The sequence below is a fragment of the Streptomyces sp. NPDC053048 genome (assembly GCF_044547045.1).
Lineage (GTDB): Bacteria > Actinomycetota > Actinomycetes > Streptomycetales > Streptomycetaceae > Streptomyces.
Map to the genome: position 1 here is coordinate 87488 of NZ_JBITZS010000005.1, position 13795 is coordinate 101282.

Consider the following 13795-nt stretch of genomic DNA (forward strand, 5'->3'; position numbering starts at 1 on the left):
GGGAATCAGCGGCCCGATGCGGGCTCGGGCCCGCGGCGTCAGCTCCGGCAGTTGGTGACCGTGCCGCCCGCGCTGTTGTCGGTGCGGCAGGCGTTGTCACCCTCGCCACCGTCGACGGTCCCGTACGGGCCGAGGACAACCGGCGTGGCGCCCGGTCCCTGGATGACGTCATCGTCGTCGTCCCCCGAGACCGTGGCGTATCCGTCCTGCCCGGCGGACGGCACCTCGATGAGGTCGGCTCCGGCGCCCCCACTGACGTAGGCGGCGCGCGCCCCGTGGCCGGCACCGATCGCCCCGACGCGGATGACGTCGTCGCCCTCGTCCCCGTCGACGGTGGCGGGCTTGGGAAGGCGGGATTCCACGGGGGTTGTCCCGTCCACGGTGATCTCGTCCGCACCGGGGCCGCCGTGGAGGGGGCCGGCCAGCTTCCCGACCGTGATGGCATCGTTGCCGCCTCCGCCGTCGAGACGGCTCACCTTGTCATATCCGGGTACGCGGAAGGCGGCAAGGCGGAGGATGTCGTTACCGTCACCACCGTCGATCGTACTGCTGTACACGCCGCCGGTGGTGATCACATCGTTCCCGGCACCACCATCGATGTCCCCCAGGTACGACACCTCGCCGGTGGTGACGGTGTCGTTGCCCGCACCGCCGTGGATGGTGCCCTGGACGCTGAACGGGTCCATGCCGGTCACAGTGATCCTGTCGTCGCCGTCACCGCCATCGATGGACCCGCGAATATTCCTTCCGCTGCCGCTGGAGAGGATTCTGTCGACGATGACGACGTCGTCCCCACCTAAGCCATTGACCACGCCGGCCAGGTGGCCGCTGACGTCGTCGCCACCCCTGACCTCGATGATGTCCGCCTTGCCGGTGCCGCTGAGTGTCGTACCGGCGGGGACGCCCTGGGTGCACACGAGGTGGACCCCGCCGGCCGGCAGGGCACCGCTGGTGCAGCCGGGCGGGAGAGCCGCGGCGGTCGCGGACGGGGGCGTGGGCACGGCTACGAGCACGAGACCCGCGACGAGCGCGCCGGCAACGGTGTGTCCGAAGGGCATGGCTGTTCCCTCCTCGACGGCATGCATATGCCAGGGATGAGGGCCAACAGCGTTCCCGTAGGGCCGGAGCCGCACAAGCGGGAAACCAGCCTGACCGGATCCACAGGTCCTCAGAAACCTCTTCAGGGGGTCCAGCCGCGGGGGGGCGCCAGGCCCCGACGACGGCAGTGAGGAATGAGTGCCGAACCACCGGCCGGCCCCGGGCGCGGGCCCAGGGCCTGCCGGGTCTCGCTCACCCGAACGGGCACAGTCATGAGGCGCCGGATCCGGGCTCTGGTGATCCTTGCGGCAGATGTCCGTGCCGCAGTCTGAGTCCGGAGCTGCCGTGTACTCCATCCCGTATCTGCTTCGCCGTGTGTGCCGCCGATCGTGGCGCGGTGCCGTGGCGGCGGTGCTCGTCGCGCTGTCGAGTGCGGGCTGTGGCGGCGACGGACCGGGGGCTTCGGCCCCGGAGGATGGTGCGTCGCGGGAGTTGAGCGTGCCCCTGAGCTATCTGCCGGCGGGCAGCGCGGGCGGCAGGCTGACCGAGCCCCGGCTGCAGGCCACGGTGGGGATCGGCGGGCGGCGGGTGAACCTGCTGGTGGACACCGGCTCCACGGGCCTGAAGGTGCTCGCCTCGGCGGTCGGCAGCGGCGACGCGACGCCCATCGGCGTCACCGGGAGCAGTAGTTACCTCAGCGGGCTGAAGATCGGTGGCCGGGAGGCCCAAGCCACTCTCCATCTCGGCGACGCCATCGCAGCCGGCCAGACGATCCTGCTCGTCGACTCCCTCGGCTGCACCGACGCCCACCCCGACTGCGAAGCCGCGAACGGGAAGACACCTGAGGAGTTCGGCGGGGTCTTCGACGGCATCCTCGGCATCGGCATGGCCGCACGCGACCACGGAGTCGTGGGCTGCTGCGCCAACCCCATGCTCGGTCTCACCGGCCGCGGTTCCTTCGTCGTCCACTTCGACGAGAAGAACCCCCAGCTGATCCTCAACCCGTCCGCGAAGACCGCGAGCAGGTTCAAGACCGTGAGCCTGGTGCGGACGGCCACCACCGTCCCCCGCCCCGGTGGCTCGCCGGTCACGATCCCGTCCTGGGATCCCAACCCCATGCGGGCCTGCCTGACCGTGACCACCGTCCTGAACACCGAGTGCGCCCCTGTCGTCTTCGACACCGGCACCCCCACCCTTGCCCTGGAAGCCCCCCGGCTCGCCGGGCCCGCTGTCGGCACACTGGGCCCGAGCGGCACCGTGAACACCTTCGGCCGGCAGGTCACGCTCGCCGTCGCGTCGGCCGACTGGAGCTGGACGTACACGATGCCGCCCGAGAACACCCTCAAACAGCCGATGAACGCACTCGTCACCCCGCTGCTCACCTACGGCAGGCAGCCGCAGCCGGTGATCCTGGCCGGCCTGCCCGCGTTCACCCAGGTCGACGTCCTGTACGACCTGGGCGGCGGCCGGACCGGCCTGGCACCCCGATGACCGCCGGGAACCGGCCGAACGCCGTACCGTCCGCGCGGGGACGGCTGGGGTGCCTGGGCGAGTGGTGTGCCCGGCACTTCCTGGCCGTCTTCGTCGTATGGCTGGCCGCGCTGGGCGGGCTGCAGGGGCTCAACAAGGCGTTCGGCGGATCGTTCTCCGACAACTTCGACCTCCCGGGCACTCAGTCGGTCCAAGGGCTGGATGTGCTCAGGGCACACGACCCGAAGATCGGCGGGACCAGTTCCCCGATCGTCCTGCACGACGCCACGCGGCCCCTGGCCGACGTCTCGGGGCCGGTGAACACCACCGTCGCGGCCCTCCAGAAACTGCCGCACGTGCTGACGGCGGCCAATCCGCTGCTCGTATCCTCCAAGGGCGGGCAGACCACCGGCCCGGTGTCCGCCGACGGGCGGACCGCGTACATCACCGTGCGGTTCGACACCTCGCCGCTCCTCCTGGGCCAGGACTACCTGGACGGTGTCGACCGGGCGGTGGCCCCGCTGCGCGCGGCCGGCGTGCAGGTGGAGTACGGCGGGCCGCTGGGCGAGCTCGCCCGGCCGAAGCCGGACGACCGGCGCAGCGAAGCCATCGGGTTCGGTGCGGCCGTGGTGGTCCTGCTGGCCGGTTTCGGCAGTGTCCTGGCCGCGCTGATGCCCCTGGTGGCCGCGCTCGTCGGCGTCGTCACCGGGCTGGCCTGGCTCGGTCTGCTGGCGGCCGCGTTCACCTTCTCCACCGTCTCGCCGACCCTGGCCACGATGATCGGCCTGGGAGTGGGCATCGACTACGCCCTCTTCCTCCTCACCCGCCACCGGCAGAACGTCATGGACGGCATGGACCCGGCCGTCAGCGCCGGGTGGGCGGTGGCCACCAACGGCCGGGCCGTCCTGGTCTCCGGCTGCACCGTCATCATCGCCCTGGCCGGACTATGGGCCTCCGGCATCTCCTACGTCGGCAGGCTCGGCACCGCCGCCGGCCTCACCGTCGTCACTGCCGTCCTGGCAGCCCTCACCCTGGTCCCGGCCCTGCTCGGCCTCATCGGCCGGCGCATCGACCGCTACCACGTCCGTACCCCGGTCGCCGAGAAGGCCCCCGAAACCGGGGAGGACAAGGCGGGCTGGCACCGCTACGCCCTGCGCATCGCGCGCCATCCCTGGCGGTTCCTGATCGGCGGCATCGTCGTCGTCGGCGTCCTCGCCATCCCGCTGTTCTCCATGCGCCTGGGCCACATCGGCGACGGCGCCGACCCCACCGGCTTCACCGACCGCCGTGCCTACGACCTGATGTCCACCGCCTTCGGGCCCGGCTCCAACGGACCTCTGACCATCGTCATCGACGGCACCGCCGTACCGCCCACCGACTGGAACACCCTCGTCCGGCAGGTCACCAAGGCCCTCACCGGCCTGCCCGGAGCGGCAAGCGTCAGCCCCTTGCAGACCACTCCCGACGGCGACCTCCTCACCGCCACCGTCATCCCCTCGGCCTCGCCCCAGGACGCCGCCACCACCACCCTGGTCAACCACCTCCGCGACGCCGTCCTGCCCCAGGCCGTCGCCGGAACCGCCGCCCACCCCTACGTCACCGGCTTCACCGCCGTCCAGGTGGACTTCGCCCGCCTCCTGGCCGAACGGCTCCCGCTCATCATCGCCGTCGTCGTCTGCCTCGCCTTCCTCATCATCCTCACCGTCTTCCACGGCGTCCTCGTGGCCCTCAAAGCGGCCGCCCTCAACGTCGTCTCCATCGGCGCCTCCTACGGCGTGCTCGTCGCCGTCTTCCAATGGGGCTGGGGCGGCCCCGCCCTCGGCGTCCACGGCACCGTGCCCATCGAGAGCTACGTACCGATGATGATGTTCGCCATCGTCTTCGGCCTCAGCATGGACTACGAGATCTTCCTGCTCTCCCGCGTCCACGAGGCCTGGCTGCGCACCGGCGACTCCCACGGCAGCGTCGCCCACGCCCTGGAGATCACCGCCCGCGTGATCACCTGCGCCGCGCTCATCATGGCCAGCGTCTTCGCCGCGTTCCTCATCAGCTCGGTCATCGTCGTCAAGATGCTCGGCCTCGGCCTGGCCGTCAGCGTCCTCATCGACGCCACCGTCGTCCGGCTCGTCCTCGTCCCCGCCACCATGACACTCCTCGGCAGGAACAACTGGTGGGCCCCACGCTGGCTCGAACGCATCCTGCCTCGCATCAACACCGAAGGCCCCACACCCGGACACCGGCCCTGAGCCCCCGGGCATGCTGAGGCCCCCACGCCCACCGCGAAGGTCGCCCGCGCCAGGGGCACCCCGCCGAGGACGGTCCCTTCCACGCGGGGCCGCATCGCTTCGTGCGGGGCGCCACAGGTGTCCCCAACGACTCCTGCGACGAGTACCCCTTCGCCCAGTCCCACCAGGGTGGGAATGACGGTGCCCAGTGGGTGGTCAGATGATCATCGTTGCGTGAGGCCCGCCCAGCGGCGGGTGTCGCACGACACAGATGAAAGAGGCCCTCTGTACCGGCGGGTCCGACGAACCCCATCTCGCGCTCATCGACGACGTACATGAACAGGTCGTCGAGCGCTCCGGGCTCCATGACGGCGCGCTGGTGCCCCTGCGCTCGGAGACCGGCCGCATCCAGACAGCCGTGCTCTCCGCGGTCCTGAGCGACCCGTCCTTCCGCGCCGGCATCGGCCCGCCCCCGCCCCAGGAGCGGACCGATGGGGAGCCGGTGGACGACGACAGTGACCTTCTTCTCGGAAGCTGCCCCGCATCCACGGCGAGTAGCGAGTGCTGATGCGGCGCCGGCTTCAGGGGTGGGGTGGTCGGGGCTGTCGTCTGTCGCCATTGGATGAGCGGATCACGCGTTCGGTACGGGAGGTGACGGCGCCGTGAGTGGGCTGTGCGGTGATGCCTCGCCGTTCCGGCTGAAAACCGATCAGTCGTCTTCCACAGAGCACTGGGCAAGCGGGACAATTTCACCACCTACGTGGCCTCCAGCAGCTGGCGGAACCCCCTCGGCCGGTTTGAGAAATCGGTTGATTCCCAGACAGGGCCGACAGCGCAAAGGAGTACAGGTGCCCAAGAAGCCGATGATCAACAAGTTTGTGCCCCCGAAGGGCCGCAATCGGAGGAGAACACTGCCACGTTCTCGGTAGCGCCTGGCCGATGTGCAGTACGTCTGGTTCGGCGAGAACCAGGTCACACCGAGCAGCTCGGACGACACCCGACTCGAAGCCATCGCGTCGAAGCCATCGCGCCTCCTGCGGTCGAGCCGGGCCTGGTAGAGGCGTATTTCTCCAGGATCGCCGCCCCGCCGGCACCGTCTGGGGGCCGCCTCGCCCAGGGCTGGGACAAGCCGTGGCCGACGGCGTTCCCGCCCGGGGGGGGCTGTCGGCCTGTGACAGGAACGTTTTCACCTCGCCAGTCAATCAAGAGGAGGGATCGCGTGGTGGCCAAGCCCGTATCCACGCAGGTGCCGCAGCTGATCGTGCACACGGCCAGTGGTCTGCACATCACCCCGCAAGGCCGTGCCGACGCCGATGTGGAGGTGCGGCTGTGGAGGAGCGGCTGGACGTCCGCCGGCGACAAGACCCGGCAGTGGATCTTCCTGCCGGTGCCGGGGCAGCAGTACACCTACCGGATCAAAAACGCCCAGTACGAGCGCTACCTGACCCTGGAGACGCCCGCCCCCGGCACACGGGTCACCTACCTTCACTCGAACAGCACGGACCAGTCGCTGTGGAAGCTGTTCTTCCCCGACTCCGCCCAGGCCGACTTCGTCATCGCCTCGGTACTCGACACAGAACTCGTCATCTCTCCCAAGGAGGGTGCCCAGGAGCCCGAGGTGACCTTGGAGGTTGAGAAGTTCGGCCCCTACACCGATCAGTTCTGGCGCACACGCGAACCCCGTTCCAGCTGAACGGCGTCCGGCCAAAGGAACACGGCCCGTCCACCGCCTCGGTGGACGGGCCGTCCCACATGACCACGCAGGCAAGCCGCCCGGGGCAAGGGAGACCAGCGGAATCCGCCACCGGCCCGGATGCCGGTGGGCTGGAACGGGGAGCTCTTGCGCCGTTGTGCCGTGTGCCATCGCTTCTCGGCGGAGATCATCCCTGAGCCGCCGGCCGTCATCAGACCGTGCGTTTCCAGCCACGGAGTGAATTCCTCCTTGTGAGGGATGCCGGAAGACTTCGTCAAGCAGATCAAGACCGCTTGCGAGCAGGAGCCGCAGGCGGGTGTCGTCGTCGGTGTAGTTCACTTTGCCGATCGTGTCGAACGCGACGTAGGCGCCCGCCGCGGCCAGTTCCCGGTGGGCGATGGAGTCGTGGAGCAGGTCCTGGGGGCCGGGGTGGTAGGTCTCCTGCCATGGCACTGAAGTCTCAGCAGATCCACCGCATCACGGCCGCCATCACCGCCCGCGCGGCACACGGCACGGCCCTGGTCGCGCTCGACGGCCGGGCGGGGGCCGGCAAGACGACACTGGCCGCCATCCTGGCCGAACACCTGGGCGGCCCGGAAAGGGCCACCGTCGTCCACGGTGACGACTACCTGCTGCCCAGGCCCCTTCCCGAACTCCTGGCCATGGACACCGTGGCAGGCTACGCCGGCTACTTCGACTGGCCGCGCCTGCGCGACCACGTGCTCGTGCCGGCCTCCGGCCGAGCACCGGCCGACCGCGAATCCCGCCGAGCCACAGCGGTCACCATTCCGCACGGCAAGGTCGTCATTGTCGAGGGTGTCCTGACCGCCCGTCCGGAACTGGCCGCCTACTACGACCTGCGCGTCTTCGTCGACACCTCCGCCGACCTGTGCCTGCGCCGCCTGTACGACCGCGGCCGCACCCCCGAACGCGAAGCCTGGATCACACGCTGGCGCGCGGTCGAGGAGTACTACCTCGCCACCACCCGCCTGCACACCCGCGTCGATCTCACCGTCCGCGACGGGTACCGGGCAGACCCCACGCCACCGCTTTGCACCACATGAACCACAGCGCTCCCCTGGAAGCGACTGCCCTCACGGCTGTTCATGCAGAGCGGTCCAGCGACTTCAATTCACATCAGCATTGATCACACAGGCGGGCGGCAGGTGACTCCCGAGCTGACGTCGAGGGTGCCTCACGGGTGCCGGCGCGGCGGTCGGGGCGGGGTAGCGGGCCGAGTGGTTGCCGATCCCGCGGCCGGGCCGATGCGAGGGGACGGGCCGCGGTGGGGTGGGGCTCGGCGAAGTCGCCGGTCAGGAAGAAGGTCGCCGGAGCGCGGTGCCGGCGCAGGACGTTCAGGGCCGTGCCGACGCCCTCCTCGTTCCAGGCGGCGTTGAACGTCAGCGCACCGACCCGGCGCCGGTGGGGCATCGTACGGTTCTCGGAACCGTAGAGGTCGCTCACCACGGCCCGGGGGTCCCCACGGCACCGCCCCCGAGCAACACCGATGCCGTGGCGAGGGCCACCAGCAGCCGGCAGGCCTTGCGGAGGGAGGTCACGCCGCACGGTATCGGCCGACCCGGCGCGGCGTCGCCCGCACGCGCCGACCGTGGGTAACCCCCGTCCTCCGACGACGCCTTCGCCGGGCGTTGCCCGACGACTTCACGCCGGTGGCCGCTATGGGCCGATTTGCCCATTGGCCAGAATCAATCAGTTTTGTTCGGGCCTTGTCGGTACATGCCATGTGACCTGCCCTGCACATGCCATGATTCCGCCCGGTCCCACGCCCATCCGCCCATGCCCGGGGAGAACGAGCCATGGCGTTGTCGCTCCAAGAGTTGCTCGACCTGTTCCCCGCATCCGGTGGGGACTTCCCGCTGCCCGTCGACGAACTCCGGGACATCCCCGGCATCGGCCCGTTACTGGCGACGTGGCTGGAGAGCTCCGACCTCACGGTCGGCGCCTCCGTCCCCAACCGCGGCGAAGTGACCGTCCAGGGCACGTACTCGTTCGCCGTCGTCGAGGGCCCCTGTCCCGTCCTCGTCTCGTTCACTGTCGACAGTCTGCAGGCCGTGACCGGGATGGCCCTGGACTTCACCCTCCCCGCGACGGAGGAGGACGCGGGCGAGGAGGACTCCTTCGCCCCGCACCTGGTGCTGACCGCGAACACGCAGGGGCTGTCCGCCGCGCTCGTGCTCACGTTCTCCGACGCGGACGGCAAGCCCAAGGAGATGACGTTCACCGCCTCCCTCCAGGACACGACGCTGATCGGCACCTGGACCTCCGACGACGGCCTGTCCTGGAACGACGTCGCCCACGCCATCGGTTCGACCCCCGCCGACCTGCCGGATGAGCTGGTCCCGGTCCTCACCGCGGTCGGCTTCGCCTACGACAAGCGCAAGAAGGCGTTCGTCTTCTCGGCGTCCACCGAACACGTGCAGCTCGCGTTCGTCTCCCTGCCGCACAAGGCCGGAACCGGCACCGCGGGCCCCCGCTTACGCGCGGTGCTCCTGCAGGGCACGTACGAGGCGGGCCTCGCCGACCTGCCCTTCCTCGGGGACCACTCCCCCATCGACGACGACCTCGTCTTCGCCGGCCTCCAGGCGTTCCACCTCTCCGCCGCGCTGAAGGCCCGCAAGGTCAAGGCCCTCAACGACCTGATGTCCAACGTGGGCGTCCAGCTGGGCCTGCCCAGCCGCAATCTCACCGCCGGTGCCTCGATCGCCGTCACCGCCGGCACCGCCCTGAACGCCAAGAACTACGCCCTCGTCCACCCGCTGCGCCGCAAGCAGCCGACGCCGGGCCCCACTCCCCCGCCCCGCCAGCTCCTCGCCGCACCACAAGCAGCACCGCAGGAGGCGGAGGACGACGTTCCCGCGCAGGCCAGCATCCCTCTCGACGCCACGTTCGGCCCGCTGCGGGTGTCGGAACTCGGTCTCTCCTACCGGGACGGCACGGCCAGGATCACCATCGATGCCACCGTCGACGCCGGCGGCATCGAACTCAGCGCCTCCGAGCTGGGCTTCACCATCGGCCTCGAGACGGGCGACTGGACCTTCCGGCCGGCCCTGAGCGGCCTGGGCCTGTCCTACGACCGGCCGCCCGTGAAGATCGGCGGGGCCTTCCTCTACAAGGAGGCCGAGTCCCCCTACGACATGCTGTTCGCAGGCATGGCCGTGATCGAGGCCCGCGTGGCCGCCGTCAAGGTCCTCGGCGCGTACGCCCGCGCCGAGGGCGGCTATCCCTCCCTCTTCCTGTACGGGGTCCTCGCCGGCCGCAAGGGGATCGGCCCGCCCCCGTTCCAGGTGCGCGGCATCGCCGCCGGCTTCGGCTACAACAGCTCCGTCCGGCTCCCCGCCCCGGCCCAGACCCCGGACTTCCCGTTCATCGCCGAACTCGGACACGGCGGGCAGGAGCGACCGCCCCTTGAGGTGCTGGACGACCTGCTCGACGGCAGCGGCGGCCGGCCCCCATGGCTGAGCCCGGCGCTCGGGCAGGTGTGGTTCGCGCTCGGCATCGACTTCACCGTCTTCCAGCTGGTCGACGGACAGGCCCTGGCCGTCGTCGAGTTCGGCGACGACTTCACGATCGCCGTCCTGGGCCTGGCCACCGCCGCCTTCCCCGTCCGGCGCGGCTCCGGCGGGCCGACGTACGCGCAGGTGCAGCTCGCCATGCAGGCGCTGTACACCTCCCGCGACGGCATGCTGGCGCTGGCCGCGGAGCTGACGCCCGAGTCGTACGTGCTCGACCCCGAGTGCCGGCTGACGGGCGGGCTCGCCTACCGCACCTGGTTCAGTGGCCCCCACGAGGGCGACTTCGTCTTCACCCTCGGCGGCTACCACCCGGACTTCGACAGGCCCGACCACTACCCCGTCGTGCCGAGGCTCGGCTACACGTGGGGCATCTCCGACTGCGTCACCGTCCGCGGCGAGGCCTACTGCGCACTGACCCCTTCGGCGTTCATGGCCGGTGGCCGCCTGGAGGTGTCGTTCCACTCGGGCATCGTCGACGCCTGGCTGACGGCCCGGCTGGACGCGCTGATCCAGTGGAAACCCTTCTTCTTCCGGCTCGGCATCGACGTCCGCATCGGCTTCGCCGTCGACCTGGCACTGTTCACCGTGCGCGGCGAGGTCGGCGTCGGCCTCGACCTGTGGGGGCCGCCGGTCGGCGGCATCGCCACCGTGCACCTGTGGTGCATCGACTTCGACGTGGCGTTCGGAGCGGGTTCCCGCCGCAAGCCCGACCCCGTCACCTGGGGCGAGTTCCAGGAGCAACTGCCCGCCCGCGACCAGATGCTGCGCATCACCCCGCTCACCGGCATCCTGCCGGAGGACGAGGGCACCCGTAACCGCCGTACGAACGCGGGTGACGGCCGCTGGATCGTCTCCGCCGACGGCTTCTCCTTCTCCACGACCACCGCCCTCCCCGCCTCCAGGGCCACGGCCGGATCCCGGGCGGTGGACGGCAAGGCCCTCGACATCCGGCCGATGGCCGACACCGGCCTGTCGTCCGTCCACCGCCTCACGGTGCAGCTGGGCGGCGACCCGTTCGACCCCTTCGACCCGACCGTGCCGGAGGCGCGCCGCTGGCGCCTCGACCCCCTCAGGGCGAACGTCCCGCAGGCGCTGTGGGGCACGGGTGACCCCTCGGACGAGGACGCCCCACAGGACCCGCTCCTCGAGGACCAGCTCACCGGCCTGGGCATCACCGTGCCCGAGCCCGTCGACGGGCCGAGCCCGGGGGCCATGACGGACCTCTCCCTCGGCTTCGAGGAGCTCGCCCCCAGCCACGCCCTGCCGGTCGGCCCCGCCGACCGGCCCACCGGCCCCGTGCCCGAGGCCTGGCAGCCGGGCACGCCCACCAGCATCGGCACCATCGCCGCCGGGATCGCCACCACCGCCGCGCCCGCCCGCGACGCGCTCTTCGCCGAGCTCACCGCGCTCGGCCTCGCCCCGGCCTCGCACGACCGCCTGGACGGCTTCGCCGCCCTCGCCGACAACACCTTCACCGCCGAACCCATGACCGTCACCGCCTGACGCCCCGAGCCGCGCGAGGAAACCGCCATGACGCAGCCCGACGCTGCCCGGACCACGGAAGCCGGGAATCCCGGGACCCCCCGGTTCAGCATCCACTTCCACGACGACCACGTCGCCCCGGCCCCCGCGGGCCTCTACCAGCTCACGCTCGAACACCAGGTGTCCGGCGGCAAGGTCGGCAACGACTCGCTGCCGCCCGTGCAGCAGCAGTTCGAGATCCGGGCGCCCCAGTTCGCCCTCGACGGGACGTTCGTGCACGCCGTGCACCCCGCTCCTGCGGCCGTCGGCGCCTTCGACCGCGTCCTGCCGCACATCACGCTCAACCGGCTGATCCTGCCGTGGGAGCGCACACTCGACCCGGAACAGACGGGCCTGCCCTGGCTGGCCCTGTTGCTGTTCGCCGAGGAGGAGCTGCCCGACGATCCCAAGGCCCAGGGGCACGTCCGCAGCAGGACCGTGCGCGAGCTCCTCGGCACGACCGACAGCGACGTCCTGATCCCCCGCATCGACCTCGACGACGTCCCGCCGGAGCTGCTGGACAGCACCTGCACCACCGTCGACGTCCCGGCCGACGTCTTCGCCGCCCTCGTGCCCCGCCGCGCCGACCTTCCCTTCCTGTGCCACGTCCGCAAGGTCCGCACCTGGCAACCCCCTTCGGCGGGACTCGCCTCCGGGGAGGCCTTGGAGATCGGCGACTACTCCGTCGTCGTCGCCAACCGCTTCCCCCGCACCGCGGGGCGGTACGCCGCCCACCTCGTTTCGCTCGAGGGCTTCGCCGGCCATGTGGACGGACAGAAGCCCGCACAGTCCGTCGTACGCGTGGTCTCCCTGTCCGCCTGGTCCTTCGAGGCACGGCCCGGCGACACCGGCCATTTCGACGCGCTGATCCGGCACATGGCCGAGGACCCGGACGGCCTCGGCCTGCGCCTCCACCCTCAGCAGCCCGCCGCCGGGCAGGCGCAGGGCCCCGCCGCCGAACGCCTCGGGCTGGGTTACGCCCCCGTCGAGTACGTCCTGCCGTCCGGGGAGCGCACCTTCGCCTGGTACCGCGGCCCCTTCACCCCTGTCGTGGCCCCCACCGTGCCCCGCCCGGACGACGGCTGGAAGCACGCCGACGAGGCACTCGTCTACCTCACCGGCACCGGTGTCTTCGACGTCGGCTACGCCACCGCCTTCACCCTCGGCCGGTCCCTGGCCCTGTCGGACCACACCCTGGCGGCAGCCCTGTCCACGTTCCGCTCCCGGGCACGCCACATCGCGGGGCGGACACTGCTGCGGACGACAGCGACCCCGCATGCCGAGCAGACACGGGCGCACGCCCCGGCGCACGAGCGCTTCCACGCGCTGATCGCCGACGGTCTCGGGGACCGTCTGCACGCCGCGGCCACCAGCACGGCATCCGACGCCCGGACACGCGGCACGGCGGCCCCCGCGCCCCGCCGCCGGACCGGCGGCGTCCCACGGCCTCCCGCCGTCGAGGCCCTCCTCGACCGTTCGCGCACCGACGGCCCGCGGCAGCAGCTCCGGGAGGCCCTCTCCGACCACCTCGACCCGCTGACGACCGCCGTCGGCCAGGTGAAGCTGCTGGCCGCCGTCCCGCTGAGCCACCTGGTGCCCGACGCCCGCATGCTGCCGCCCGAGAGCCTGCGCTTCTTCCACGTCGACCCGCAGTGGTGCGCGGCCGTGCGCGACGGCGTGCTCAGCACCGGCCTCGGCACCTCGCTCGACGCGGCCGTCAACGGCCTGGCCCACGAGGCGCTGGATGACCCGAAGCCCCTCACGGGCCTGCTCATGCGTTCGGCGCTCGTGCGGAACTGGCCCGACGTCATCGTCGAGCCGCAGGTGACGACCGACGGCACGCCGCAGCCGCTGGAGACCGTCCACCGCGTGATCATCGGCCCCGACCTGCTGCTCTGCCTCTTCGACGGCATCCCCGACGAAGTGCTCTTCCGCGAACCGCACGAAGGCATCCACTTCGGCGTCGACGAGGGCGACCGCATCGGGCTGCGCAGGCTCACCGAGCCGGTCGGCGAGTCGCTGGGCGACGGCGCGGCCTTCCCGCCGGCGGGCGAGGAGAACATCGCCCGCTGGCTGCGCACCGTCACCACGGACGGCGGGAAGGAGGTCCTCGACCTCGCCGCGGGCCCCGGCTCCCTCGTCCCCGCCCTGGCCACGGCCCTGCGGGCGGCCGGTCAGCTGGGCCCCGACGACGCCCTCTCCCCCGGCGCGTTCGCCGTGGAACTCGTCAACGCCCCGCAACGCATCTCCTTCACACCCGACGACGCACCCGACGACGCACCCGGCGCGCCCGATCAGTCCGGCCGACAGTGAGG

9 protein-coding genes and 1 pseudogene are annotated in these 13795 nt (G+C 71.3%); 7 read left to right on the forward strand and 3 right to left on the reverse strand.

Translation table 11 applies throughout. The features are described from left to right. Positions 1-38: 38 nt before the first annotated feature. On the reverse strand, positions 39-1058 hold the full coding sequence (locus tag ACIG36_RS14355) for a hypothetical protein (RefSeq protein ID WP_399926630.1): 1020 nt from the start codon (positions 1056-1058) through the stop codon (positions 39-41). Positions 1059-1536: 478 nt separating this feature from the next. Between ACIG36_RS14355 and ACIG36_RS14360 the strand changes: the two genes are divergently transcribed. The 4 genes from ACIG36_RS14360 (at position 1537) to ACIG36_RS14375 (ending at position 6426) form a co-directional block, all read left to right on the forward strand. Beyond that, the gene (locus ACIG36_RS14360; RefSeq protein ID WP_399927603.1) at positions 1537-2529 is read left to right on the forward strand and encodes a DUF3443 family protein; all 993 of its coding nucleotides are present in this window, start codon (positions 1537-1539) and stop codon (positions 2527-2529) included. Next, positions 2526-4754 (forward strand): MMPL family transporter, encoded by a 2229-nt coding sequence (locus ACIG36_RS14365; protein WP_399926632.1) that lies wholly within the window; start codon positions 2526-2528, stop codon positions 4752-4754. The genes ACIG36_RS14360 and ACIG36_RS14365 overlap by 4 nt, the downstream gene beginning before the upstream one ends. A 250-nt stretch (positions 4755-5004) precedes the next feature. Beyond that, a complete protein-coding gene (locus tag ACIG36_RS14370) occupies positions 5005-5301 on the forward strand; it encodes a hypothetical protein (protein ID WP_399926634.1) in 297 nt (98 codons plus the stop codon). Between the two features lie 654 nt (positions 5302-5955). Continuing rightward, on the forward strand, positions 5956-6426 hold the full coding sequence (locus ACIG36_RS14375) for a hypothetical protein (protein ID WP_399927647.1): 471 nt from the start codon (positions 5956-5958) through the stop codon (positions 6424-6426). 294 nt (positions 6427-6720) lie between these two features. Here the strand turns inward: ACIG36_RS14375 and ACIG36_RS14380 are convergent. Further along, positions 6721-6852, reverse strand: a pseudogene (locus ACIG36_RS14380) (phosphotriesterase); the annotation flags it as partial. A gap of 20 nt (positions 6853-6872) precedes the next feature. Between ACIG36_RS14380 and ACIG36_RS14385 the strand changes: the two are divergent. Next, a complete protein-coding gene (locus ACIG36_RS14385; protein ID WP_399926636.1) occupies positions 6873-7490 on the forward strand; it encodes a uridine kinase in 618 nt (205 codons plus the stop codon). Positions 7491-7563: 73 nt separating this feature from the next. On the opposite strand, the gene ACIG36_RS14390 is transcribed toward ACIG36_RS14385, so the two are convergent. Next, on the reverse strand, positions 7564-7857 hold the full coding sequence (locus ACIG36_RS14390) for a polysaccharide deacetylase family protein (protein WP_399926638.1): 294 nt from the start codon (positions 7855-7857) through the stop codon (positions 7564-7566). 386 nt (positions 7858-8243) lie between these two features. Here ACIG36_RS14390 and ACIG36_RS14395 point away from each other — a divergent pair, with 386 nt between their 5' ends. Together ACIG36_RS14395 and ACIG36_RS14400 are read left to right on the forward strand one after the other, a co-directional pair. Then, the gene (locus tag ACIG36_RS14395; protein ID WP_399926640.1) at positions 8244-11462 is read left to right on the forward strand and encodes a DUF6603 domain-containing protein; all 3219 of its coding nucleotides are present in this window, start codon (positions 8244-8246) and stop codon (positions 11460-11462) included. Between the two features lie 27 nt (positions 11463-11489). Next, positions 11490-13793 (forward strand): hypothetical protein, encoded by a 2304-nt coding sequence (locus tag ACIG36_RS14400; protein ID WP_399926642.1) that lies wholly within the window; start codon positions 11490-11492, stop codon positions 13791-13793. Positions 13794-13795 lie beyond the last annotated feature (2 nt).